This is a genomic window from Amycolatopsis sp. NPDC024027 (assembly GCF_040638975.1).
Lineage (GTDB): Bacteria > Actinomycetota > Actinomycetes > Mycobacteriales > Pseudonocardiaceae > Amycolatopsis.
The window spans coordinates 1-22,914 of record NZ_JBEZYY010000001.1; the positions used below are offsets into that span (position 1 = coordinate 1).

Consider the following 22,914-nt stretch of genomic DNA (forward strand, 5'->3'; position numbering starts at 1 on the left):
CGGCCGGGGATCCCCTCTCCGCGGAAGCGTGGGCTCGCTCGCGGGGGCCGCCGGCGCCGGCCGACGCCCCCGTGGTCGCGAATGACTCATTCGCGACCTCTGACGTCCCGAATGAGTCATTCGCGACCTCTGACGTCCCGAATGAGTCATTCGCGACAGTGTGGGAGAGCCGGGAGCCGCGCCGGGTCAGCCCACCCGGATGCGGGGGTCGAGGATGCCGTACAGCAGGTCCGCGACCAGGTTCGCGATCACCACGCTCGCCGCGATCACCACCAGCCAGCCCATCAGCACCTGCGGGTCGTTCTTGTTGACCGCCTCCACCAGCAGCGTGCCCATGCCGTGCCAGTTGAACACCGTCTCGGTGATGATCGCGCCCGTCACCGTGGCGCCGAAGTTGACCGAAAACAGCGTCATCACCGGGATCAGCGCGTTGCGGAACGCGTGGCGCCAGATCACGCGGCTGTTCGAGACGCCCTTGGCGCGCGCTGTGCGGACGTAATCGGCGCCCAGGACCTCCAGCATCGACGCCCGCTGGAACCGGCTGTACGCGGCGAACGTGATCGCCATGATCGAGAGCGTGGGCAGCAGGAACGCGCCGACGTACTTCGCGAGCGCGTCGCCGACGCCGGTGGCCGAGAGGCTCTCCGGGCTCGTCGTCCGCAGCCACGGGTCGCCGAGGACGTCGGACAGGCCCAGGTCCCGCACCCAGATGTTGGCGCGGATCGCGTAACCCTTGAGGACGATCGCCACGCAGAAGATGGGCATCGAGAACATCAGGAACGCCAGCGTCGTCGCCAGGTAGTCCCAGATCGAGTACTGCTTGACGGCGGCGAGCACCCCCACCAGCACCCCGAAGACCAGGGCCAGCACCGACGCCGTCAGCACCAGTTCCAGGGTGACCTTGAACGCGGCCAGCACCTTCGGCTGGACCGGGGCGAACGCGTTGCCCTGCGCGATCGAGATGCCCCAGTCGCCGGTCAGGAAGTGCCCCAGCCAGCTGAAGTAGCGGGCGACGACGCTCTGGTCGAGGCCGAGCTTCTGCTCGGTCTCGGCGATGGCCGCCGCGCTGATCCCCGGTTTGCTGCGGATCTCGCCGAGCGGGTCGCCGGTGTTGGCCACCATGACGAAGCACAGGAACGTGCCCACCAGCAGGACCGGGATGGAGATGGCCAGCCTGCGGAACACGTAAAGCACGAGATTCATCCGAAACCCCCAGGTCCGGCGATCTCCGCTGGAAACGGACGCGGGGGCGACCGGAACCGGTCACCCCCGCGGCACGCGTTCAGGCCTTCATTCTCCGCTGGCGCGGGTCGAAGGCGTCGCGAAGACCGTCACCGATGAAGTTGATCGTCAGTGAAATCAGCACGAGCACGACGAACGGCCCGAAGAACAGCGCCGGCCGCGTCTGCAGCTGGGCGTAGTTCTCCAGGATGACGCGGCCGAGCGAGGTGTCCGGCAGCTGGACACCCAGGCCGATGAACGACAGCGCGGCTTCCGCCAGCACGGCCTGCGCGACCGCGAGGGTCGCGTTGACCGTGATGCTGCCGACCATGTTCGGCACCAGGTGCTTGAAGATGATCCGGAACGTCCCGGCGCCCGACGCGCGGGCGGCGTCCACGAACTCGCGCTGGGACAGCGACATCGCCTCGGCGCGGGTGATCCGGGCGATCTGCATCCAGCCGAACGCCGCCAGCACCAGCGCGACGATGTACCAGGAGCCGCCGCCGAACACCTTGGCGAGGATGGCCGCCGCGGCGATCTGCGGGATGATCAGGAACAGGTCCGTCACCCGGGAGATGACCGAGTCGGAGAGCCCGCGCAGGTAGCCGGCGATCGCCCCGAACACCACGCCGATCACCGTCGCCAGGATCGACACCGTGAGCGCGATCAGCAGCGAGTACTGCGTGCCGCGCAGCACCTGCGACACCATGTCCTTGCCGACCTGCGTCGTCCCGAGCGGGAAGTCGCTGCTGGGCTTGGCGAAGGACGGGAACGAGCTGTCCTGGTAGCCGTGCTTCCAGAAGATCGGCAGCAGGATGCTGAGCAGCACGATCAGGATCAGCACGGCCGACGACGCCATCGCCAGCTTGTGGTGCAGGAACTTCCGCAGGACCAGCTTGCCCTGGCTGCGCGGTTCCGGCAGCGCCTCCGGCGGCAGCGTGCCGTCGGCGGTTTCGGTCTCGCTCGCCGCGATGAGAGAGTTCAAGTCAGCCAACGCGAATCCTCGGGTCCAGGATGCCGTACATCAGGTCGGCGATCAGGTTGGCGACGATGACACTGCTGGCGATCACCACGAGCCAACCCATCATCACCTGAGTGTCGTTCTTCGAGACGGCTTCCACCAGCAATGTGCCCATACCGTGCCAGTTGAACACCGTCTCGGTGATGATCGCGCCGGCGAGCACCGAGCCGAAGTTGACCGAGAACAGCGTCGACACCGGGATCAGGGCGTTGCGGAACGCGTGCCGGAAGATGACCCGGCCGTTGCCGAGGCCCTTGGCGCGCGCGGTGCGCACGTAGTCCGAGCTCAGCACCTCGAGCATCGAGGCGCGCTGGAACCGGCTGTACGCGGCGAAGCTGATCGCCATGATCGACAGGGTCGGCAGCAGGTACGCGCCGATCGTGCTGGTGATGAAGTCGCCGACGCCGTCGGTCTTCAGCTGCTCCGGGCTGGTCGTGCGGAGCCACGGGTTGCCGAGGACGTCGGACAGACCGAGGTCGCGGACCCAGCCGTTGATCTCGATCGCGTAGCGCTTCAGCACGATCGCGACGCAGAAGATCGGCATCGAGAAGAGCAGGAAGGCGAGGGTGGTCGCGAGGTAGTCGATGATCGAGTACTGCTTCACCGCGGCGAGCACGCCGACGATGATGCCGATGATCAGGGCGAGGATCTCGGCGCCGACGACCAGCTTGAGGGTGACGGCGAAGGCGGCCATCACCTTGGGCGCCACCGGCGCGAGGGCGTTGCCCTGCGCGATGGAGATGCCCCAGTTCCCGCTCAGGAAGTCACCCAGCCACGTGAAGTAGCGGGGCACGATGCCCTGGTCGAGACCGAGCTTGGCGGCCGTGGCGGCCAGCGCTTCCTTGCTGATGGTCGGGTTCTGCCGCAGCTCGCCCAGCGGGTCACCGGTGCCGGCGACCATCACGAAGCACAAGAACGTCCCCACCAGCAGGACGGGGATCGATATCGCCAAACGGCGAAGGATGTAGATCACCAGGTTCAACGAACTGCTCCTCATCCGGGCCTGGTCGTCAGAAGTGCGCTGGACCGCTACCCGGTTGTCTACCGTAGTGGCGGTAACCCTACGGTCAACAGCTACTTCCGGTGGGTACCGGGGCCCGGCTCGTGGCCGGGCCCCGGTACCTCCCAGGTCATCTGGAGCGAGGGGAAAGAAGAGGCGGGACGAGCCCTACTTCTTCTTCTCCCACTCGCCGACGTTCCACAGGACACCGTCGTACGACTGCATGTAGACGCGGTCGATGCCCTTGAACGCCCACATGCTCGGCGTCTGGAACAGCGGCAGGGTCGCGTAGTCGTCGGCGATGGCCTTGTCGGCTTCCTGGTACTTCTGCAGCTTGACCTGCTCGTCGGTCGCCTTCACCGCAGCGTTGTAGGCGTCGTCGATCTTCGGGTCGCACAGGCTCTGGTAGTTCTGCTCGCCACCCTTGTCCGGGCAGACGTAGATCGAGCGGGACTCGGCCTTGAACGGCTGAGCCGACCAGCCGAACAGCGCGATGTCGTAGTCACCGGTCGAGACGCGGCCACCCTTGAGGAAGTTGGCGTCGGTCTCGTCCTTGACCTCGATGCCGGCCGCCTTGGCCTGCGAGATGATGATCTCGACGGTCTGGCTGCGGCGGGCGTTCTGGTTGTGCGTGATCTTGAACGACGCGCGCTGGCCGTTCTTGGCGAAGATGCCGTCGCCGCCCTTGACCCAGCCGGCGTCGGTCAGCGTCTTGGCCGCCGCGTCGGCGCCCAGGCCCGCCTTGCTGCTGTACAGGTCGGTGTAGCCCTCTTCACCCTGGAAGAAGACGACGCTGTTCAGCGGCTCCGCGTCCGCCTGGACCTCCTTGAGCAGCTTGTCCGTGATCTCCTTGCGGTTGACCGACTCGAGGAACGCCTTGCGGAGGTCCTTGTCGGCGAACATGCGCTTGAAGTTCAGGTCGAGGTGCTCGTAGGTCAGCTGCGGGGCCGAACCGTAGACCACGCCCTGGGCCGCGAGGCCCTTCATCGTCTGGGCCGCGGTGGCGTCCGGCTGGGTAGACGCGGCAACGTCGATCTCACCGTTCTGCAGCGCGGTCGCCATGGCCTTGGTGTCTTCCATGGCCTTCACGATGATCTTCGACGGGCCACCCTTGCCGCCCGCCCACAGCGGGTTCTTCTCGAGGGTGACGGCCTTCTGGTTGGCGTCGAACGCGGTGATCTTGTACGGGCCCGACGACGGCATGATGTCCGCCTTGAAGCCCTTCCACTCGTTCGTCCAGAAGTCACCGGCGGCCTTGATCTGGGCCGGGTCGCCGGTCGGGGCCAGCTTGGTGATGTCCGCGATGCCGGTCTTGGCCTCGAGGATGTGCGCGGGCATGATCGCCGGCGAGTTGAACAGGCCCTTGTAGTCGAGGTAGGGCTCGCTGTAGTCGGTGACGAAGGTCAGCGGGTCCTTGCAGGTGGCCTGCTTGATCAGGTCGTAACCGGTGTTCGACGCCGAGTTGAACGGGTTCTTGCCGTCCGGGCCCTTGGCCAGGCCGCTCTGCGACAGCCACGCCAGGTACATGTCCTTGCAGTCGTAGGCCTGACCGTCCGACCACTTGATGTTCGGCTTGATCTTGTAGGTGACCTGCTGCGGGTCCTTCTGCGTGATGTCCCACGACTGGAAGACGTCGCTGTTCAGCAGCACCTTGTTGTTGCCGTCGAGCTTCAACGTACCGGAGAGCACCGCGGTCAGGACGTAGTTGTTGTACGAGCTGTTGGTGTCCGGGGTCTGGTTGTTGTACCCCGAGTACCCGTCGTCGATACCGATCGTGACCGTGCCGTCGTACCCCGGGGTGTCCGCGAGCTTGAACAGGTCGCCGGTCTCGGCCTTGCCGGCAGCCATCGCCTTGACGTCGGTCGACGATCCGTTCTGGTCGGTGTTGCCCGAACCCGAATCGCCGCCGCTGCAGGCGCTCAGCAACAGCGAAGCGCCGGCGACGAGCGACAAAGCGGAGACAGCTTTGGATCTCCTCATGAAGTGTGCCCTCCTAGCACTGAGCCCTTGAATATCGGGACAAGGGCCCACACCGCTCCGGTTTGGATGGGCCGGAGCCTACGACACGCCAAGCGACACTCAACTGGCGCACTGCGGGAGCACGCTAGAAAGGAAAAGTACCGACAGTCACCAGTTCCGGGTCGATCGTGACCAAAGGGTGACTTCCAGTCGACATCCAGAAATACGACGGTTACCTCATGGATTCACAACGCCCCACTCGAAGGCGTTGGTAAAGATCACCCGGTAGTACTGAATGCGTAGCCAACCGATTACTTCGGGCCGCGAGTCCAGTTCACCGCCGACCCGAACGGGCCCACCATGGGGGGACCGGGCGTGACGCCCGAGATGCCGGATCCGATCGCCAGGGTGTCAGCCAATTGGAACAGCGGAATCACCACGTTCTGGCGCCAAAGTTCAGGCTCTAGGGTGGTCAGCGCCTCGGTGACCGAGGTCGATCCCGACAGCGCCGCGTCGATGGACGGCTGCAGCGCCGGGTCGCAGAAGCCGGCCGCGTTGCCCGGGACGACGGGCTTGGTCTTGTCCACGCCCTCGGCCGTCTGCTCCGGGCGGCAGCCGAAGGTCGAGGCGAGGACCGACGCGGAGTCGCCGCCGACCGCCTGCGGGACGACCGCGATGTCGATCCCGACGTTGCCCGCCGAGTCGCCGGTCGGCTGCTGGACCCCGCCCACGACCGGCATCGCCAGCAGGCCACTGAACAGGTCGCGCGGCTGCGGAGTGATCGCGTTGACCTCGATGCCCTGCGCGGCGAGCTCGCTGGTGAGCTCCTTGGCGATCGTCGCGTACGGCTCCTGGGTGGCCGGGGAGGCGATGACCAGCGAGAGCGCCCGGCCGTTCTTGCGCCAGGTGCCCGCGGTCTTGGTGTAGCCGGCCGCCGTCAGCGACTGCTCGGCCTTGGCGACGTCGGGGGCGGTGGGCGGGCCGGGCGGGATGGTCGCCGCGTAGCCCTTCACCGACGGCGCGGTCACCTGGGCGTCGGCGTGGAGCGCCGACGACGGGCCGCCGTTGACGCCTTCGGTGATCAGCTTGGTGCGGTCGATCAGCGCGGCCACCCCGGCGCGCACCTGGGCGTCCTGCAGCGTCGCGCTGACCGGGCGCAGCAGCACGTCGGCCACGAGCGGGCGGGCCACCGTGTGCAGCCGCACGGAGGAGCCGAGCTCGCCGAGCAGCTTGAGCTCGTCGCCGGTGGTCCGCGCCAGCGCGAACTGGTCGTTGCCGCTGCGCAGCGCGGCCAGCAGCGTGTTCTGGTCCGACCGGCGGAGCACGATCCGGTCGATCGCGGCGGGCTTCTCCCAGTAGCGCTCGTTGCGCTCGAGGATCACCTCGCCGCGGGCGGTGTCCAGGCTCTTGATCGAGAACGGGCCGGCGATGGCCGGGAAGTTCGACGCGAGCGCCCCGCGCCAGCCGTCGGGCGCGTCCTTGAGCAGGTGGGCGGGCAGCAGGTCGGAGAACAGCGTCTGCCAGCCGGGATACGGCTTGGCGAAGGTGACCTCGACGCGCTTGCCGCCTTCGCGGGACTGCAGGTCGGTGATCTGCCGGTAGCCGGCCGGCTCGATCACGCCGGGCTGGTCGCGCAGCTGGGTCCGCAGGTAGTCGAAGTCCTCGGCGGCGATCGGCGCGCCGTCGGACCAGGAGGCGTCGGGCCGGATCTCGTAGGCCACCACGAACGGCTGCTGCGAGATCACCTCCGCGGACTTCATCAGGTTCTTGTCGAGCTGGGTGGTGCCGTCGTCCTTCTGGCGGAACACCGAGGGCAGCAGCAGCTGCGAGAGCGCGGAGGTCACCTGGGACGAGTCCGCGAGGTTGTGCGGGTTGTACCCGCCGAGCACGTCGTCGACGCCGACGACGATCTGCGACGGCGTCTTGCCGGTGGTGGACACGGGCGCGACCGACGACGACACGACCGGGGGTGGCGGGGTGTTGGAACAGGCGGTGAGCAGTACGGCCGCGAGTGCCAGTACCGGCACCGCCTTGCGATTCACCCGCACGCCCCGTTCCTCCCAGTTTCGCCCGATCGGGTCAGTCATGCTCCCACGACCGCCTTCGCCGCCGAAACCGAGATTCCCATACCCGGATCGGGCGGCCTCGCCGCCCCAAGGTGGGCGCTATGGGAGAGGACGCGCGGAACACCGTCCGGGTTCCCGGACCGTTCCGGAACGGCGGAACGAACACGGGCCGGACACGAAAACGGTTCACGTCGGTGGTCGGCGCCAGGCGTTGAAACCGCCGCGACCCCTATAAAGATATAAGGAGAAGAACGACGGAATTCATGACGCTGGGTCCGCCACCGGCCGACCCAGCGTAAGGGAAGGGACACGAAAAAACCTCCCGGCGACGCACACCGGGAGGTTTTTTCGAAGCCGGAGGGATCAGGCGTTGTCGCGGCTCTTGGCGCGCGAACGCTCCTTCGCGCGGGTGTTGACGTCCAAGGTGACCTTGCGGACCCGGACGACCTCGGGCGCGACCTCGACGCACTCGTCGACCGAGCAGAACTCCAGCGCCTCTTCCAGGCCCATCTTGCGCGGGCGGGCCAGCGTCTCCATCACGTCGGCGGAGGACTGACGCATGTTGGTCAGCTTCTTCTCCTTGGTGATGTTGATGTCGAGGTCCTCGAAGCGCGGGTTCTCGCCCACGACCATGCCCTCGTACACCTCGGCGCCCGGCTCGACGAAGAACGTGCCGCGGTCGGCCAGCTGGATCATCGCGTACGCGGTGACCGGGCCGGTGCGGTCGGCGACCAGGGAGCCGCTGTGCCGGGTGCGGATCTCGCCCGCCCACGGGAAGTAGCCCTCGAACACGTGGTTCGCGATGCCGGTACCGCGGGTCTCGGTGAGGAAGTCGGTGCGGAAGCCGATCAGGCCACGCGCCGGGAGGACGTAGTCGAGCTTGAGCCGGCCGGAGCCGTGGCCGCCCATGTGTTCCATGCGGCCCTTGCGCGAGGCCAGCAGCTGGGTGATCGCGCCGAGGTGCTCTTCCGGCGAGTCGATCGACAGGCGCTCGAACGGCTCGTGCACCTTGCCGTCGATGATCCGGGTGACGACCTGCGGCTTGCCGACGGTCAGCTCGAAGCCCTCGCGCCGCATCTGCTCGACGAGGATCGCCAGCGCCAGCTCGCCGCGGCCCTGGACCTCCCAGGTGTCGGGGCGCTCGGTCGGCAGGACGCGGATCGAGACGTTGCCGATCAGTTCCTGGTCAAGGCGGGCCTTGACCAGCCGCGCGGTGACCTTGTCGCCGCCGTTGCGCCCGGCCAGCGGCGAGGTGTTGACGCCGATGGTCATCGAGATGGCGGGCTCGTCGACGGTGATCCGGGGCAGCGCCACCGGGTTGTCGGAGTCGGCGAGGGTGTCGCCGATGGTGATGTCGGGGATGCCCGCGATGGCGACCAGCTCGCCCGCGCTGGCCTCGGTCGCCGGGACGCGGGTGAGCGCCTCGGTGACCAGCAGCTCGGAGATGCGGACGTTCTGCACCGTGCCGTCTTCGCGCATCCAAGCCACGGTCTGGCCCTTGCGCAGCTTGCCGGCGTGGATGCGGATCAGCGCGATGCGGCCGAGGAAGTTGGACGCGTCGAGGTTGGTGACCAGCGCCTGCAGCGGCGCGTCGAGGTCGGCGGCGGGCGGCGGCACGTGCCGGAGCAGCGTGTCGAACAGCGGGTCGAGGTTCTCGCTCTCGGGGATCTCGCCGTCGGCGGGCTGCTCCAGGCTCGCCTTGCCGGCGCGCGCGGAGGCGTAGACGACCGGGAGGTCGAGGATCGCGTCGTGGTCGGCGTCCTCGATGTCGCTGGCCAGCTCGAGCAGCAGGTCGTGGGTCTCCTCGACGACCTCGGCGATCCGGGCGTCCGGCCGGTCGGTCTTGTTGACCAGCAGGATCACCGGCAGGCCGGCTTCGAGGGTCTTGCGGAGCACGAACCGGGTCTGCGGGAGCGGGCCCTCGGACGCGTCGACCAGCAGGACGACGCCGTCGACCATGGCCAGGCCGCGCTCGACCTCGCCGCCGAAGTCGGCGTGGCCGGGGGTGTCGATGACGTTGATCGTCACCTGGCCCTCGGGCGTCTGGCGGTGGATCGAGGTGTTCTTCGCGAGGATCGTGATGCCCTTTTCGCGCTCGAGCTCACCCGAGTCCATCACGCGGTCGACGAGCTCGGCGCGCTCGGCGAAGGCGCCGGACTGGCGGAGCATCGCGTCCACCAGCGTGGTCTTGCCGTGGTCGACGTGGGCTACGATCGCGACATTGCGCAGGTCGGGCCGGGTCTTACCGGTCGGCCGGCCGGTTTCGACGGTAGCGCTGGCTGCGGGCACGCGAGAACTCCTGAACTTCAAGGGTTTGGATGGCCGCGCAAGCCGTCAGGCATCCCGTGACCGGCTCTGGTCACACGCGGACCTCACCCAGGATACCTGCCACCCCATTGTGAGCGGCCCCACGCCCCCCTGTCGGTTAGGCTGGCCTAACGTGGAAACCCGGTGAAGGTCGCCGATCCGGAAGGTGCGTGCCCGTGGGCAAGAAGCCGAAAGACCCGCGGAAGGTCGTGCGCAAGCTCATGAAGGCCGGCAAGGTCAAGAAGAAGTGCTGCCGGTCGAAGCCGCGTTGCAAGAAGTGCCCGGTACTGGCGCTGCAGAAGGCGAAGCTGGATCTGGCCGCCTAGTGCGGGATGGCTTCGTTGATCCCCCGCAGCTCGGGCGCTGTCTTCGTCGGCGAAAACTCGACGACCTCGTACTTCGCCAGGTGCCGGACCGCGAACGGGTCGCTCGCCAAGATGGCGTCCAGCTTCCCCTGGGACATCGGGCGCGTGATGATCACGCCGCCGACCCGCGGCTTCCGCGCCCCGGAGGCGAGGAAGAGCCCACGCTCGTACTGCCGGTTCAGCCACTCGACGTGGTCCGGCAGCGCCAGGTCGACCTCTTCGATCGGTGCGGTGTAGGTCAGCAGCACGACGAACATGGTTACGACGGTAGACCCGCTCGGTTATGATCGCTCGTATGCACGCGCAGACGTCCAGCTGGTGGCCGCCCTCGGCGGCCTGCTGACCCTGCGCTGAACCAGCCAGTGGCCGCCCCGGACGGGCGGCCTTTTTCGTGCCTTCTCCGGGGTGGTCCCCCGCGGAAGGAACCCACGATGAGCAAGCTGTCCGGCATCACGCCCTCCGGTCACGTCCACCTCGGCAACCACCTCGGCGCCGTCCGCCGCTGGGCCCTCGAGGGCGGCGCGGAGGACCTGTACTTCGTCGCCGACCTGCACGGCATGACGACCCCGCACAACCCATCGAAACTCCGATCACTGGCGCGCGAGCAGCTGGCGGTGCTGATCGCCGCCGGCATCGATCCCGAGCGGGTGTTCGTCCAGTCCGACCTGGCCCGCGAGCTCGGCGCGCTGACCTGGGTCCTGGAGTGCACCTGCAACTACGGCGAGGCCGCGCGGATGATCCAGTTCAAGGAGAAGTCGAAGGGGCAGGCCGGGGTGCGGCTGTCGCTGCTGACCTACCCGGCGCTGATGGCCGCCGACATCCTGCTGCAGGGCGCGGACGAGGTGCCGGTCGGCGAGGACCAGCGGCAGCACGTCGAGCTGACGCGGACCCTGGCGAAGCGGTTCAACGGCACCTACGGCGAGGTGTTCACCATCCCCCGCGCGGTGCTGCCGCCGGCCGGCGCGCGGGTGAAGGACCTGGCCGACCCGACGCGCAAGATGTCGAAGTCGGCCCGGGACGCGGTGGGCGTGGTGTTCGTGCTCGACGAGCCCGACCAGATCCGCCGCAAGATCCGCCGCGCGGTCACCGACGGCGGTTCGGTGCCGGTGCACGCCCCGGAGACGCGGCCGGGGATGGCGAACCTGCTGGAGATCCTCGCCGCCTGCCGCGGCGGGTCACCGGCGGAGCTGGCTGACGAGTTCTCCTCGTACGGAGCGGTGAAGGACGCCGTCGCCGACGCGGTGATCGAAGAGCTGCGGCCGCTGCGGGAACGCGCGTCGTCGCTGCTCGACGACGTCGCGGAGCTGGATCGCGTGCGGAAGGCGGGCGCGGAGCGCGCCCGCGAACGCGGCTCGCACCGGCTCGACGCGGCACTGCGGATGATCGGCGCCCATTGAAGTCCGTGAATGCCACATCCAGAGACCTGAAGTTCCTCGATGTGGCATTCACGGACTCAAGTGAGCAGCGCGCGGAAGGCCGGCAGCAGGATCCGGTCGGCGGGCAGCCAGTCGAGGTCGTCGAGGTCGTCGGGCCCGAGCCACCGAACGGCTCGGTGTTCGACGGCCCGCGGCTCCTCCCCGGGCGAAACGAGCTTCGCGGCGTAGATGCGGAGAACCCGGCCCCCGGGCAGCGGGATGTCCTCCCCGACCCGGCAGCCGACCTCGACGACGACGTCGAGCTCCTCGCTGCACTCGCGAGCCAGCGCGAAGGCCTCGGATTCCCCTTCTTCGACCCGGCCGCCGGGCAGTTCCCACTGCCCCGCGTGCTTCGGCGGCCAGGCCCGCTGCTGGGCCAGCAGCTTGCCGTCCCGCACCAGGGCGGCTCCCACGATCACAGCGTTCACAGTCCCGGAACCTACCCGGAAGCTTCACCCACGGCCGCGCGCCAGACGACCACGAACCGCGCGCCGCCGTCCGGGGACTCGCCCACCTGGACGCGGCCACCTCGGCGCCGCACCGTCTCCGCCACCATCGCCAGGCCCAGTCCCGTGCCGCCCGACGAGCGCGCCCGGTCGTCCGCGATCCGGTAAAACCGGTCGAACACCCTTTCGCGGTGCTCCGCGGCGATGCCCGGGCCGTCGTCGTCGACCACGACCCGCACCGATGACCGCGACGCCAGCACCGACACCACGATCTGGCCGCGCGCGTAGCGGCACGCGTTGCGTAGCAGGTTGTCCAGCACCAGCTCCACCTCCGCGTGCGCGGCCGACGCCCACGCCTGGGCGACCGCCGTGCTCACCCGGGCCTCCGGGGTCCCCGCCGGGAGCCGGGCCACCGCCGCGCGGACCTCGCTCACCAGCTCGACCGGCGAAGCCGGCGGCACCTCCCCCGCGTCCGAGCGGGCCAGCGACAGCAGCCCGTCCAGCAGCGACGACAGCCGCTCGGCCTCGGTCAAGATGTCCGACAGCGTCTCCTGCGCGAGCTCCGGATCGGGGTTGGTGACGGCGACCTCGGCCTGCACCCGGATCGACGCGACCGGCGAGCGCAGCTCGTGCGCGGCGTCGCCGGTGAAGCGCCGGAGCCGGTCGCTGGCCTGTTCCTGGCGTTCCAGCAGCGCGTTGAACTCCTCCGCCAGCGCGCGCAGCTCGTCGTGCGAGTCCGGCAGCGCCAGCCGCGCCCCCGGCGGCAGCGACCGCACCGAACCCCGCATGCGCGCGACCGGCCGCAGCGACAGGCGCACCACCAGCCACGTCGCGAACCCCGCGACCAGCGCGCCGACCACCGCGACGACCACCAGCCACACTCCGCCGTAGTGCACCGCGGCGGCGAACCCGACCAGGCCGGCTCCCGCGACGACCAGCCGTTGCGCCCCGTCCGGCGCGCTGACGACCGTCCCCAGGTACCGCGCGCCGTCGCGCTGGACCGGCTGTCCCGCCTTAAGCGCCGAGACGTCCGAAGCGGAGAGCCCGGTCGGGGTGCCGCCGTCCACGGGCGCGCCCGCGATGTCGAGCACCCGCAGCGTCACCGGGGCGGACCCGGACAGCGGACGGCCCGCGCTCACCTCGGCTCCGGCCGGGCCGAGCGCGCTCGTCAGCTCGTGGTCGACCGAGCCGATGAGCCGGGGTGAGAGGTTCGACGCGGCCAGCGCCGCCAGCCCGAGCAGGCAGACCAGGGTGATCGTCGCGGCCAGCACGGTGATCCGGGCCTGCAGGGTCCGGCCCCGCCACCAGGAGGTCACGGGGTGATGACCTCGTCGAGCTGCGCGTCGGACGCCAGGTAGCCGTGCCCCCGCACGGTCCGTAGCAGCGCGCCGGCCCCGACCGCGTCGAGCTTGCGGCGCACGTACCCGATGTAGACCTCGACGAGGTTGCGGGTCACCGCCTGCTCTTCGCCCCAGACCGCGCGCAGCAGCTCGTCCTTCGTGACGACCGTGCCCGCCCGCCCGACGAGGACCTCGAGCAGCGCGAACTCCCGCGGGCTCAGCCCGACTTCTTCGTCGTGCCAGTGCACCTGCCGCAGCCCGCGGTCGACGGCCAGCGCGCCGAGCCGCAGCGTGCCGCGGCCGGCCTCCGGCCCGGCCCGGCGCAGCACCGCCCGGACCTGCGCGACCAGCACCACGAACGAGAACGGCTTGACGAGGTAGCCGTCGGCACCGAGGTCGAGGCCGTCGGCCTGGTCGATCTCGCCGTCCTTCGCCGAGACGAGCAGCACCGGCGTGGTCACGCCGTCCTTGCGCAGCCGCTCCAGCACGCGGTAGCCGGACAGGCCCGGCAGCATGATGTCGAGCAGGACGACGTCGAACGAGCCCGTGCTCGCCAGCTGCAGGCCGGTGGGCCCGTCCGCGGCGGTGACCACGTCCATGCCCTCCGCGCGCAGCCCGCGCTGCAGCGCCTTCCGCACGCCCGGTTCGTCGTCGACCACCAGCACCCGAGGTTTCACGAGACTCATCATGGCCGGTTTTCGCAGGTCGTGCGTCGGTTCTCAGCGCGATCTCAGCCGGAGAGGGAGAACCTTCAGGGGTATCTCAGCCTCGAGAGGGAAGCGTCGTGGCCAGGGAGCCGGGCACACTCGAGTCCGGGAACACCACAGGGAGAGACGCATGAAACCGAAGACGAAGGGCATCACCGCCGCGGTCCTCGGCACCGCGCTCGGTGCCGGTGGCCTCGCGTTCGTCGCGATGCCGGCCAGCGCCGACGACAAGCCGGCGCTGCCGCAGGTGAGCGCCGAGGACCTGGTCCAGTCGGTGGCCAAGGCGAAGCCGGGCGCGTTCGACGGCACGGTGAAGGTGAGCAACGACCTGGGCCTGCCCGCGCTGGGGAACGCGGTGCCGGGCGCATCGGCGCTGAACATGGACTCGGCCCACCTGTTCACCGACGGCGCGGGCAAGAGCCGGCTGGCCGTCACGCAGGGCGCGAGCCAGCAGACCGTCGTCCACGACGGCACCACCGTCTGGGACTACAGCTCCAAGACGAACACCGCGACCAAGGTGACCATCCCGGCCGACGTGGCCCAGCAGAAGGGCGCGGGCAGCGACAAGACGGCGGACCCGCTGGCTGCGTCGACGGAACTGCTCGCGAAGGTCCGCGAGAGCAGCACGGTGTCGGTCGACGGCACCGCGACCGTCGCCGGCCGCCCGGCCTACGAGCTGGTCCTGACGCCGAAGCCGACGGAGCGGACGCTGCTGCGCGAGATCCGCGTGGCGGTCGACTCCCAGACGCGGATGCCGCTGCGGGTGTCGGTGCTGAGCAACGGCACGGCGACGCCGGCGCTCGAGGTGGCGTTCACCGAGATCGAGTTCACCCAGCAGCCCGCCGACCTCTTCACCTTCACCCCGCCGAAGGGCGCCAAGGTGCAGGAGAAGACGCCGACGATCGACCAGCAGCACAAGGACCTCGCCGAGCAGGCGAAGCAGGACGTCAAGGTCGTCGGCGACGGCTGGGACACCGTCGTCACCGGCAAGGTCCCGGCGGACGCGCTGAACGCGGCGCCGAAGCAGCAGTCCGGCCGTGAAGGCCGCGGCGGCAACGCGGACCCGAAGGCGCTGCTCGAGCGGTTCGCGAAGAAGGTCAACGGCGCGTGGGGCAGCGGCTACCTCGTCACCACGAAGGTCGGCAGCGCGGTGCTGACCGACGACGGCCGGTTCGCCGCCGGTGCGGTGCCGGCGCAGGTCCTGTACGAAGCGCTGGGTCAGAAGTGACCAGCACGGCTGTTCAGTCCGGGGCGGACGTCTCTTCGGAGGCGTCCGCCCCGGCGGTCCCGCTCGCCGCGCGGACCCGGGGACTGCGCAAGGTCTACGGCAGCACCGTCGCGGTCGACCACGTCGACCTCGACATCCCGCAGGGCGCGGTCGTCGGGATGCTCGGGCCGAACGGCTCGGGCAAGACGACCACCATCCGGATGCTGCTCGGCCTGGTCCGGCCGACCGAGGGTGAGGTCGAGCTGCTCGGCCGGCCGATGCCGGACGCCGCCGCGCACGCGCTGCCGGACGTCGGCGCGCTGGTCGAGGGGCCGGGCTTCCACCCGTTCCTCTCCGGGCGCGACAACTTGCTGCGCTTCGCCGCGGCGGAACCGCGGCTGTCCTCGGCCGGGATCCCTACCGCGGTGGACACGGCGCTGGAGCGCGTCGGGCTGACCGGGGCGGCGCGCCGGCGGTACAAGGGGTATTCGCTCGGCATGAAGCAACGGCTCGGGCTCGCTTCGGCGCTGCTCGTACCTCGCAAGATGGTCGTGCTCGACGAGCCGACCAACGGCCTCGACCCTGCTGGTACCAGGGAGATCCGCAGGATCGTCGCCGAGCTGCACGCCGAGGGCGTCACCGTGCTGGTGTCGTCGCACCTGCTGGCCGAAGTCGAAGCGACGTGCACGCACGTGGCTGTCCTGCAGTCCGGCAACGTCGTCGCGCAGGGCGAGCTGGCGGAGCTGCTGGAGTCCGGGAACGCGGCCCTGCTGGTCCGCACGCCGGACGCGGAGCAGGCGGTGGAAGTGCTGCGGGAGAACCGGATCGGCGCCCGGCTCACGCCGGACGGCATCCGGGCCGACCTGACCGCGGCCGAGGCGCCGCGGGTGCTGCAGGTCCTGGTGGGCGCGGGGGTCGCGGTCCACGAGGCGACGCGGGCCCGCACCGGCCTGGAAGACCTGTTCGCGCGGCTGACCGAGGGGGCGGAATGACGACGGCGGTTCTCGACGCACCGGCGGCCCGCACGGGCCACGACACGGTGCCGCTGCCACGGCTGCTGGCCGCGGAGCTGCGCTGGATCTTCCGGCGGCCGCGCACGCTGGCCGTGCTCGGGTTGCTGGCGCTGATCCCGGTGGTGATCGGCATCGGGCTGACGCTGGTGGACGACAACCCCAACGCCGGCGGGGGGCCGGACGAAGGCGGCGGAGCGCTGCTGGCCTCGGCGGTCAACAACGCGTTCGTGCTGCCGATCGCGGCGATCGTGATGTCGCTGGCGCTGCTGCTCCCGCTGGCCTCGGCCATGGCGGGCGCGGACGCGATCGCGGGCGAGACCTCGCACGGCACCCTGCGCGGCTGGCTGATCGCCCCGGTCGGCCGCGGCCGGCTGCTGGCGGTCAAGGCGTTCGGCGTCGCGACGGTGTCGGTCGTTTCGGTGCTGGCGATGTGCGTGACGGGCGTGGTGACCGGGCTCATCATCAACGGCACGGATTCGCTGTTCACGCTGTCGGGCACGACGTTGTCCCTGGGCGGCGCGCTGGCCCGGATCCTGCTGGTGGCGGGCTGGGTGGTGCTGCAACTGTGGGCGGTCGGCGCCGTGGCGCTGGCGCTGTCCAGCTGGACCGAGCACCCGATGCTGGTGGTGGCTTCCGTCCTGGCGGGCGACATCGTGTTCACGATCCTCGGGTTCCTGACGTCGCTGGACTGGCTGCACCCGTTCCTGCTGACGCAGAACTGGTCGATGGCCCCGGCGGAGGTCCTGCAGGACCCGATGGGCACGCAGATGCTGGGCGAAGGCGCGCTGCGGGCGGCTTGCTACATCGTGATCGGGCTTTCGCTGGCCTACGCCCGCCTGTCGACCCGAGACGGCTGAGGTTCCTTTCCGGACGGCGTCAACCGACCAGCGCGACGCCGTCCGGGTCGAGCTCCAGCTTCACCGCGTCCCCGGCCCGCAGGTCCGACGCGGCCGGCGCCACGGCGTCCACTGTGGAATCCGCGAGTTTCACCACGAGCCGCAGGTGTTCCCGCCGGTGGACCGCCGCGACGACCTCGCCGCGCACTCCTTCGGCCGACACCTTCAGCGCGTGCGGCCGCAGCCCCAGCCGCACCGGGCCGTCGGCGGCGTCCGGCAGCGGCACGTCCCCCAGCGACGTCTGCACCACCCCGGCCGCAGCCGTCCCCTCCACGAACGTCGTCACGCCGAGGAACCGGGCCACGTCGTCGTCCGCCGGATTCCGCCACACCCGCCGGACCGCACCCTCCTGGCGGACCTCCCCCGCGTCGAGCACCGCCACGCGGTCGGCCAGGGTGAACGCCTCTTCCTGGTCGTGCGTCACCAGCAGCGCGGTGATCTTGCTGCGCCGCAACAGGTCCGCCAGGTCGATCGCCAGCTGCTCACGCAGTCCCGCGTCCAAACCGGACAGTGGCTCGTCGAGCAGCAGCAGCCGCGGCTTCGGTGCCAGCGCCCGGGCCAGCGCCACCCGCTGGGCCTGGCCGCCGGACAGCTCCGTCACCCGCCGCTTCTCGAAGCCAGCGAGGCCCACCAGCTCCAGCAGCTCGGCGACCCGCGGCGCCCACCGCGCGCGCGGCACGCCGTGCATCCGCAGGCCGAACGCGATGTTCGCGGCGACGTCGCGGTGGGCGAAGAGCTGGCCGTCCTGGAACACCAGGCCGAAGCCTCGCCGGTGGACCGGGACCGCGCCGAGGTCCTCGCCGTCCCAGCTCACCGAGCCGCGCGCCGACGGCTCGAGGCCGGTGATCGCCCGCAGCAGCGTCGACTTGCCCGAGCCCGACGGGCCGAGCAGCGCCAGCACCTCGCCGTCGGCGATGTCCAGCCGGGCGTCGCGCACCGCCGCGAACGATCCGTAGTGGACGGTCAGGTCCCGCACCGACAACGCCATCAGAACTCTCCCACCCCGCCGCGCCCGAGCCGGTCGATCAGGGCGACCGCCAGCACCGTCACGAGCATCAGCAACGCGCACGCCGCGTAGGCCATCTGGTTGTTCAGCTCACCCGGGCGCGCCATCAGCGTCGCGACCGCGACCGGCAGCGTCGGCGCCGTCGGCCGGGCGAGGAAGCTCGTCGCGCCGAATTCGCCGAGGGCCACGACGAAACCGAAGCCCGCCGCCGCGACCAGCGGCCGCAGCGTCAGCGGCAGGTCGATCTCCCACCACACCCGCAGCGGGCTCGCCCCGAGCGTCGAGGCGGCCTGCCGCAGCCGGACGTCGACCGAGCGCAGCACCGGCAGCACCATCCGCACGATCAGCGGGATGATCACCAGCGCCTGGGCCAGCGGCACCAGGTAGGGCGACGTCCGCAGGTCACCGGGCAACGCGTCGAGCGTCACCAGGTAGCCGAACCCGACGGTCACCGCGGACACCCCGAGCGGCAGCATCAGCACGGCGTCCATCGTCTCGCCCAGCCCGCGCGCGGCTTTGGCGGGCGAGCGCCGCAGCGCCACGAGGACGACGGACGCGAGCACGCCGACGACCAGCGCGAGCAACGTCGCGTCGATCGCCACCTTCAGCGAGTTCAGCGCGGCGTCCCAGCCGGACACCTGGAGCGCGCCCTTCTCGCCGGTGCTCGTCAGCGCCCGGTACCCGGCGAGGCTCCAGCCGTCCTCAGTGGACACCGATTCGGCGAGGAGCGCGACGATCGGCGTCACCAGCAACGCGAGCACGACCCCCGCGGCGCCGACGATCCACCACTCGCCGCCCCGTGGCCGCCGCGCCCCGCCCGATCCGATCCGGGCGCCTTCTTTGCGCCGGCGCGCCAGCCCGCCGAGGACCAGCGCGGCGACCACGGCCGCGAACTGGATCAGCGAGAGCGCGGCCGCGCCCGAGAGGTCCAGCAGGTCGACCGTCCGCAGGTAGATCTCGGTTTCCAGGGTCCGGTAGCGCGCCCCGCCCAGGATCAGGACGACTCCGAAGCTGGTGGCGCAGAAGAGGAACACGACGGCCGCGGCGGACGCGACCGCGGGCGCCAGCGCGGGCAGCGTCACCGACCGGAAGGCCCGCCACGGCGACGCGCCGAGCGCCCGGGCGGCGTCGGTCGTCCGCGAATCGAGCCGCGCCCACAGCCCGGCGACGGTTCGCGCGACGACGGCGACGTTGAAGAAGGCGTTGGCCAGCACGATCGGCAGCACCCCGCCGTCCGGCCACAGCGCCCGGAACGCCAGCCCGACGACCACGGTCGGCAGCACGAACGGCACCAGCACCAGCGTCCGCGCCAGGCCGACGCCGGGCAGCCGCACCCGGGCCAGCAGGAACGCCACCGGCAGCCCGGCCAGCACCGCGACCACCGTCGACGCGGCCGCGCTCGCGACGGTGAACCCGGCCAGCTGCCAGGTCCGCGCGTCGCCGAGCACGACGCCGAGCCCGCCCGCGGCGAACCCGCGGCCGATGATCGCCAGCACCGGCCAGGCGAAGAACACCACCAGGAACCCGATCGGGGCCAGCCCGAGCAGCGCCAGGCCGAGCCCGCGGGCGGTCCGCGGCGGGGCGGTGGCTTTCCCGGGACTCCGCGGTGGAGCCTCGGAGCTCACTGCAGGAGCGTGCGCCATTCGCCGATCCACTTCTCGCGTCCGGCCTGCACCTGGTCCGCGGGCAGCGCCTGCGGCCTCTGCGGCAGCGGGGCCACCTGCGCCCAGCCCGCGGGCAGGTCGACGCCCTGGCGCGCCGGGTAGACGTACATGTTGGCCGCGACCGTGGCCTGGAACTGCTGCGAGAGCAGGAAGTCGACGACCTTGCGGGCGTTCTCGACCTGCTTGCCGTTCGCCAGCACGCCGGCGTACTCGACCTGCCGGTAGCAGGTGTCGAGCAGCGCCTTGGTGCGCGGCTTCCCGTCGTCCCCGACTTCGGCGGCCGGCGACGACGCGTACGAGACGACGATCGGCCGCGGCCCCTTGCCGGACGAGCCGGAGAACTGCTTGGTGTAGGCCTCTTCCCAGCCGCTGACGACCTTGACGCCGTTGGCCTTCAGCTTCGTCCAGTAGTCCTTCCAGCCGGCGTCGCCGTACTTGGCGACGGTGCCGAGGAGGAACGCCAGCCCGGGCGACGCCGTCGCCGGATCCTCGGCGACCAGCAGGTCCTTGTACTTCGGGTCGGCCAGGTCGTCGTAGGTCTCCGGCGCGGGGATCCCCTTGCTCGTGAAGTAGTTCGTGTCGACGTTGACGCAGACGTCACCGACGTCGACCGCGGACAGCCGGTGCTCGGGGTCGACGGCGTAGCGTTGCGGCCCGCGGTCGGCTTCCGGGCTGGTGTAGGAATCGAAGACACCCTCGCTGAGCGCGCGGGAGGCGAAGGTGGAGTCGACGCCGTACGCGACGTCGCCGATCGGGTTGGCCTTCGTCAGCACGAGCTTGTTGGTCAGCGAACCGGCGTCGCCCTGCTTGAGCACGGAGACCTTGATGCCCGACTGCTTCTGGAAGGCGTCGAGCACCTCCTGTGGCGCCAGGAACGAATCGTGCGTCACGAGGGTGACGGTGGGCGTCTGCTGCGTGCCACCGTCACCGTCCGACAGCGAGCACGCCGCGGCGACGGCACTGACGGCGGCGATGGCCGTCGCGGCGCGCACAGCCCTGCGTTTCATCTACCCTCCTGCACTTCGCCGACGCGGAGGGAAGCCCTCCCGTCGCCGGCATGATCCGGTCAGGTGCGAACGGTCGCGGGTGACCCCGCCTCTCAGCCCGGCTCACCGGACTCCCGTGGCAACCGTGCAGCGTAGTCCAGGACGGTCGACCATGGAGACATGACGGAAATCTTGAACGACGACGAGGTCGACGCCCGGCTGGGCGCGGACTGGACGCGGTCCGGCGCGGTGATCGCGCGCGAGGTGGAGCTGGCGAGCTTCCCCCAGGCGATCGAGGTGGTGAACCGGGTGGCGGAGCTCGCCGAAGCCGCCGACCACCACCCGGACATCGACATCCGCTGGCGCACGCTGACCTTCCGGCTCAGCACCCACTCGGCAGGCGGCCTGACGGCGAAGGACTTCGACCTGGCGTCGCAGATCGACGCGGTGCTCGCCGCGGTGTGATCTCGGCTACGCTGAGTGCACCTTCGCCCGGCTTCGGCGTCTCTTGGTTACCGGAACCTTCGGGAGGGAGACACAGATGACTCAGGCAATCGTGGTCGGCACGGCGGCGTTCGCGGCGATGGTGGCGGCGGCCGGCGGGGTGCTCTGGTTCACCGCCCGCAACCGCCGTCACCTGGACGGCTGAGAGTTCGATCACAGCTGTTAACGGGCGGCATGATCAGCGCGCTGTTCGGAGCGGAAGCATCGGTTCGGCCCCTAGGAAACGCCATGAACAGCACCGCCGCCCTCACCCCCGCCCAGCGCGCCTGGATCAACGCCCTCGCCCCCGCGGTGGTGCTGATCGTGATCGCGGTGCTGGGCCTGCTCGGCTAGTCCGGCCAAGCCTGCCGGACCTCCGGGTCCGGCGGGCTACAAGGTGATTTGCCCGGGCGGCGGGAACTCGGCCGGGCGCTCGTCGGCCGTCGTCCAGTATTCGAGGCACGACAACCGGCCGTCGTCGACGAACACGATGAGGCCGCCGTCCGGAACGTCGGCCTCCACCGCCACCGATTCCTTCTTCGGCGAGCGCGGGGTCGCTTCGTCCACGGCGAGGTCGATCGTGGGACAGCCGCAGCCGCAGCGGCCGACCACCCGGGCCGTGGCGGCCTGCGCGCGCAGTTCCGCGGCACCGGGGAAGTCGGCCGCGAGCAGCGTGTCCAGTGCCGCGCGCTCGGCCGGGGTCAGCGGGCGGTCCAAAGCGTTTCCCATCAGTAACGAGACATGGTCGGGATCGTCTTTTCGGCGACCCCGATGAGATCGTCGACCTTCGAAACATCGGCCGTCACGTCCTCGGCGGTCACCGAAGGCGCCTCGGAAGACCGGTAGGCGACTTCGTTGCGCCGGATCCGCATCCGGTTGAAGGGACGCAGAAGCGGCCCCAGCGGCGGATCGAGTTGCGCGCGAACCGCCTCGTAGACGGCGATGTGACCACCCCGGCTCGTCGCACGCAGGCCCTGGTTCTGCAGGACGGCCGCCAGCGCCCGGCGGGCGCCGTCGTAGGCCAGCGTGTAGGCGCCCTCCGGATCCGAGTCCAGCAGCCGCCGCGCCGAAGCGACGTGCGTGCGGGCCCTGACGAGCTCCGCTTCCGCGGCTTCCCGCGAAGCCGGCACGTGCTCGAGCGAACCGCGTGCGATGAGCGCGTCGATCGTGGCGCGGCCCTGGTTCCACCGGGTCATCGGGTCTCCTGCTCGAGAGGCAACGGAACCAGCGGACGCGCACGCACGCTGGTGAGGAAGGGATCCTTGCTGTCCGCGGACCACGACGCCGGCGAGATCCGGTGCACGTTGACCTCGCGGCCCAGCCGCCGCGACACACCCTCGGCCAGGTCGAACAGCGCGTCCGGATCGGGCGAACCGACGACGAGCACGTCGACGTCCCCGGGCGGTGGTCCCGGTTCACCGCGGTAGCGCGCGGCCCAGGACCCGTAGATGTAGGCCTCCCGCACGCCCGCCAGCCCGGCCAAAGCCTCGGCGAGCAGCGGCAGCGGCCCGAAGGTGACCGCGATGACCTCGCTCAACGGCCGGTAGAGCGGGGTGTCCGTGCGGGCCTTGACGAGCCGGCTCCGGCCGACCCGCCGGTCTTCCAGGATGCCGCCACCGACGAGCCGTTCGACCTCGCGCAACACGGCCGTGGGGGTGACGCCGGAGGCTTCGGCGAGCTCGGTGATGCTGTACTCGCGCTCCGGGTGCAGCAGGACCCGCGCCAGCAGCTCACCCTGCATGCGGGACCGCAGCAGGGGGAGCAGGCTCGGCGAAGCTTTCATTGGACGCAGTATATCCTGCGTCCAATGAA

The 22,914-nt window shown here is 70.4% G+C and carries 22 protein-coding genes and 1 riboswitch; of the genes, 6 read left to right on the forward strand and 16 right to left on the reverse strand.

From position 1 onward, the window contains the following. Positions 1–186: 186 nt before the first annotated feature. The 6 genes from AB0F52_RS00005 to typA all read right to left on the reverse strand — a co-directional run bounded on the left by AB0F52_RS00005 (position 187) and on the right by typA (position 9,556). Positions 187–1,203, reverse strand: coding sequence for an ABC transporter permease (locus tag AB0F52_RS00005; protein ID WP_360162741.1), 1,017 nt, complete (start codon positions 1,201–1,203; stop codon positions 187–189). 79 nt (positions 1,204–1,282) lie between these two features. Continuing rightward, positions 1,283–2,206, reverse strand: a complete 924-nt coding sequence (locus tag AB0F52_RS00010; RefSeq protein WP_360164547.1) for an ABC transporter permease — start codon at positions 2,204–2,206, stop codon at positions 1,283–1,285. 1 nt (position 2,207) lies between these two features. Then, positions 2,208–3,224 carry an ABC transporter permease gene (locus AB0F52_RS00015; RefSeq protein ID WP_360162743.1) on the reverse strand — a complete coding sequence of 339 codons (1,017 nt, stop codon included), beginning with the start codon at positions 3,222–3,224 and terminating at the stop codon, positions 2,208–2,210. Between the two features lie 186 nt (positions 3,225–3,410). Further along, positions 3,411–5,222: an ABC transporter family substrate-binding protein gene (locus AB0F52_RS00020; protein ID WP_360162745.1), complete on the reverse strand. Its 1,812-nt coding sequence runs from the start codon at positions 5,220–5,222 to the stop codon at positions 3,411–3,413. A gap of 290 nt (positions 5,223–5,512) precedes the next feature. Continuing rightward, on the reverse strand, positions 5,513–7,249 hold the full coding sequence (locus AB0F52_RS00025; protein ID WP_360162748.1) for an ABC transporter family substrate-binding protein: 1,737 nt from the start codon (positions 7,247–7,249) through the stop codon (positions 5,513–5,515). Between the two features lie 381 nt (positions 7,250–7,630). Continuing rightward, entirely contained in the window at positions 7,631–9,556 is a 1,926-nt protein-coding gene (gene typA / locus AB0F52_RS00030; RefSeq protein WP_360162751.1) for a translational GTPase TypA, read from the reverse strand. Between the two features lie 194 nt (positions 9,557–9,750). On the opposite strand from typA, the gene AB0F52_RS00035 reads away from it, so the two are divergent. Next, entirely contained in the window at positions 9,751–9,900 is a 150-nt protein-coding gene (locus AB0F52_RS00035) for a hypothetical protein (RefSeq protein ID WP_360162754.1), read from the forward strand. Here AB0F52_RS00035 and AB0F52_RS00040 read toward each other — a convergent pair. Next, positions 9,897–10,196, reverse strand: a complete 300-nt coding sequence (locus AB0F52_RS00040) for a YciI family protein (protein WP_360162757.1) — start codon at positions 10,194–10,196, stop codon at positions 9,897–9,899. The two genes, AB0F52_RS00035 and AB0F52_RS00040, sit on opposite strands and share 4 nt — an antisense overlap. Before the next feature lie 174 nt (positions 10,197–10,370). On the opposite strand from AB0F52_RS00040, the gene trpS reads away from it, so the two are divergent. Further along, positions 10,371–11,336: a tryptophan--tRNA ligase gene (gene trpS, locus AB0F52_RS00045; protein WP_360162760.1), complete on the forward strand. Its 966-nt coding sequence runs from the start codon at positions 10,371–10,373 to the stop codon at positions 11,334–11,336. 56 nt (positions 11,337–11,392) lie between these two features. Here trpS and AB0F52_RS00050 read toward each other — a convergent pair whose 3' ends face one another. Genes AB0F52_RS00050 through AB0F52_RS00060 form a run of 3 tightly spaced genes read right to left on the reverse strand, consistent with a single transcriptional unit; the run spans position 11,393 to position 13,829 of the window. Then, the gene (locus AB0F52_RS00050; protein ID WP_360162763.1) at positions 11,393–11,782 is read right to left on the reverse strand and encodes an NUDIX domain-containing protein; all 390 of its coding nucleotides are present in this window, start codon (positions 11,780–11,782) and stop codon (positions 11,393–11,395) included. Positions 11,783–11,793: 11 nt separating this feature from the next. Next, positions 11,794–13,116: a HAMP domain-containing sensor histidine kinase gene (locus AB0F52_RS00055; protein WP_360162766.1), complete on the reverse strand. Its 1,323-nt coding sequence runs from the start codon at positions 13,114–13,116 to the stop codon at positions 11,794–11,796. Then, positions 13,113–13,829: a response regulator transcription factor gene (locus AB0F52_RS00060; RefSeq protein WP_360162769.1), complete on the reverse strand. Its 717-nt coding sequence runs from the start codon at positions 13,827–13,829 to the stop codon at positions 13,113–13,115. The genes AB0F52_RS00055 and AB0F52_RS00060 overlap by 4 nt, the downstream gene beginning before the upstream one ends. A 148-nt stretch (positions 13,830–13,977) precedes the next feature. Here AB0F52_RS00060 and AB0F52_RS00065 point away from each other — a divergent pair, with 148 nt between their 5' ends. From AB0F52_RS00065 to AB0F52_RS00075, 3 genes are read left to right on the forward strand one after another with little or no spacing between them, the layout of a single operon-like run. Beyond that, positions 13,978–15,075, forward strand: a complete 1,098-nt coding sequence (locus AB0F52_RS00065) for a sigma-E factor regulatory protein RseB domain-containing protein (RefSeq protein ID WP_360162772.1) — start codon at positions 13,978–13,980, stop codon at positions 15,073–15,075. Then, positions 15,072–16,046, forward strand: coding sequence for an ABC transporter ATP-binding protein (locus AB0F52_RS00070; RefSeq protein WP_360162775.1), 975 nt, complete (start codon positions 15,072–15,074; stop codon positions 16,044–16,046). The genes AB0F52_RS00065 and AB0F52_RS00070 overlap by 4 nt, the downstream gene beginning before the upstream one ends. Further along, complete coding sequence (locus AB0F52_RS00075; protein ID WP_360162778.1) at positions 16,043–16,924, forward strand: ABC transporter permease subunit; 882 nt, start codon at positions 16,043–16,045, stop codon at positions 16,922–16,924. Before AB0F52_RS00070 ends, AB0F52_RS00075 begins: the two co-directional genes overlap by 4 nt. Positions 16,925–16,943: 19 nt before the next feature. On the opposite strand, the gene AB0F52_RS00080 is transcribed toward AB0F52_RS00075, so the two are convergent. The 3 genes from AB0F52_RS00080 to AB0F52_RS00090 all read right to left on the reverse strand — a co-directional run bounded on the left by AB0F52_RS00080 (position 16,944) and on the right by AB0F52_RS00090 (position 20,640). Then, entirely contained in the window at positions 16,944–17,951 is a 1,008-nt protein-coding gene (locus AB0F52_RS00080) for an ABC transporter ATP-binding protein (RefSeq protein ID WP_360162781.1), read from the reverse strand. Next, positions 17,951–19,507: an iron ABC transporter permease gene (locus AB0F52_RS00085; protein ID WP_360164549.1), complete on the reverse strand. Its 1,557-nt coding sequence runs from the start codon at positions 19,505–19,507 to the stop codon at positions 17,951–17,953. The genes AB0F52_RS00080 and AB0F52_RS00085 overlap by 1 nt, the downstream gene beginning before the upstream one ends. A gap of 83 nt (positions 19,508–19,590) precedes the next feature. After that, positions 19,591–20,640, reverse strand: coding sequence for a thiamine ABC transporter substrate-binding protein (locus AB0F52_RS00090; protein WP_360162784.1), 1,050 nt, complete (start codon positions 20,638–20,640; stop codon positions 19,591–19,593). A gap of 19 nt (positions 20,641–20,659) precedes the next feature. Next, positions 20,660–20,767: riboswitch (TPP riboswitch) on the reverse strand. A 32-nt stretch (positions 20,768–20,799) separates the two neighbouring features. On the opposite strand from AB0F52_RS00090, the gene AB0F52_RS00095 reads away from it, so the two are divergent. Then, positions 20,800–21,084, forward strand: coding sequence for a 4a-hydroxytetrahydrobiopterin dehydratase (locus AB0F52_RS00095; RefSeq protein ID WP_360162787.1), 285 nt, complete (start codon positions 20,800–20,802; stop codon positions 21,082–21,084). 408 nt (positions 21,085–21,492) lie between these two features. On the opposite strand, the gene AB0F52_RS00100 is transcribed toward AB0F52_RS00095, so the two are convergent. Genes AB0F52_RS00100 through AB0F52_RS00110 form a run of 3 tightly spaced genes read right to left on the reverse strand, consistent with a single transcriptional unit; the run spans position 21,493 to position 22,885 of the window. After that, a complete protein-coding gene (locus AB0F52_RS00100) occupies positions 21,493–21,831 on the reverse strand; it encodes a hypothetical protein (RefSeq protein ID WP_360162790.1) in 339 nt (112 codons plus the stop codon). Then, entirely contained in the window at positions 21,831–22,298 is a 468-nt protein-coding gene (locus AB0F52_RS00105; protein WP_360162793.1) for a hypothetical protein, read from the reverse strand. The genes AB0F52_RS00100 and AB0F52_RS00105 overlap by 1 nt, the downstream gene beginning before the upstream one ends. Then, complete coding sequence (locus tag AB0F52_RS00110; RefSeq protein WP_360162796.1) at positions 22,295–22,885, reverse strand: ArsR family transcriptional regulator; 591 nt, start codon at positions 22,883–22,885, stop codon at positions 22,295–22,297. The genes AB0F52_RS00105 and AB0F52_RS00110 overlap by 4 nt, the downstream gene beginning before the upstream one ends. Positions 22,886–22,914 lie beyond the last annotated feature (29 nt).

Bases quoted from the DNA above. Each gene is read 5' to 3' on its own strand.
- AB0F52_RS00005 (WP_360162741.1), bottom strand. From the start codon at position 1,203: ATGAATCTCGTGCTTTACGTGTTCCGCAGGCTGGCCATCTCCATCCCG.
- AB0F52_RS00020 (WP_360162745.1), bottom strand. From the start codon at position 5,222: ATGAGGAGATCCAAAGCTGTCTCCGCTTTGTCGCTCGTCGCCGGCGCT.
- AB0F52_RS00040 (WP_360162757.1), bottom strand. From the start codon at position 10,196: ATGTTCGTCGTGCTGCTGACCTACACCGCACCGATCGAAGAGGTCGAC.
- trpS (WP_360162760.1), top strand. From the start codon at position 10,371: ATGAGCAAGCTGTCCGGCATCACGCCCTCCGGTCACGTCCACCTCGGC.
- AB0F52_RS00060 (WP_360162769.1), bottom strand. From the start codon at position 13,829: ATGATGAGTCTCGTGAAACCTCGGGTGCTGGTGGTCGACGACGAACCG.
- AB0F52_RS00065 (WP_360162772.1), top strand. From the start codon at position 13,978: ATGAAACCGAAGACGAAGGGCATCACCGCCGCGGTCCTCGGCACCGCG.
- AB0F52_RS00075 (WP_360162778.1), top strand. From the start codon at position 16,043: ATGACGACGGCGGTTCTCGACGCACCGGCGGCCCGCACGGGCCACGAC.
- AB0F52_RS00080 (WP_360162781.1), bottom strand. From the start codon at position 17,951: ATGGCGTTGTCGGTGCGGGACCTGACCGTCCACTACGGATCGTTCGCG.
- AB0F52_RS00090 (WP_360162784.1), bottom strand. From the start codon at position 20,640: ATGAAACGCAGGGCTGTGCGCGCCGCGACGGCCATCGCCGCCGTCAGT.
- AB0F52_RS00095 (WP_360162787.1), top strand. From the start codon at position 20,800: ATGACGGAAATCTTGAACGACGACGAGGTCGACGCCCGGCTGGGCGCG.
- AB0F52_RS00100 (WP_360162790.1), bottom strand. From the start codon at position 21,831: ATGGGAAACGCTTTGGACCGCCCGCTGACCCCGGCCGAGCGCGCGGCA.
- AB0F52_RS00105 (WP_360162793.1), bottom strand. From the start codon at position 22,298: ATGACCCGGTGGAACCAGGGCCGCGCCACGATCGACGCGCTCATCGCA.
- AB0F52_RS00110 (WP_360162796.1), bottom strand. From the start codon at position 22,885: ATGAAAGCTTCGCCGAGCCTGCTCCCCCTGCTGCGGTCCCGCATGCAG.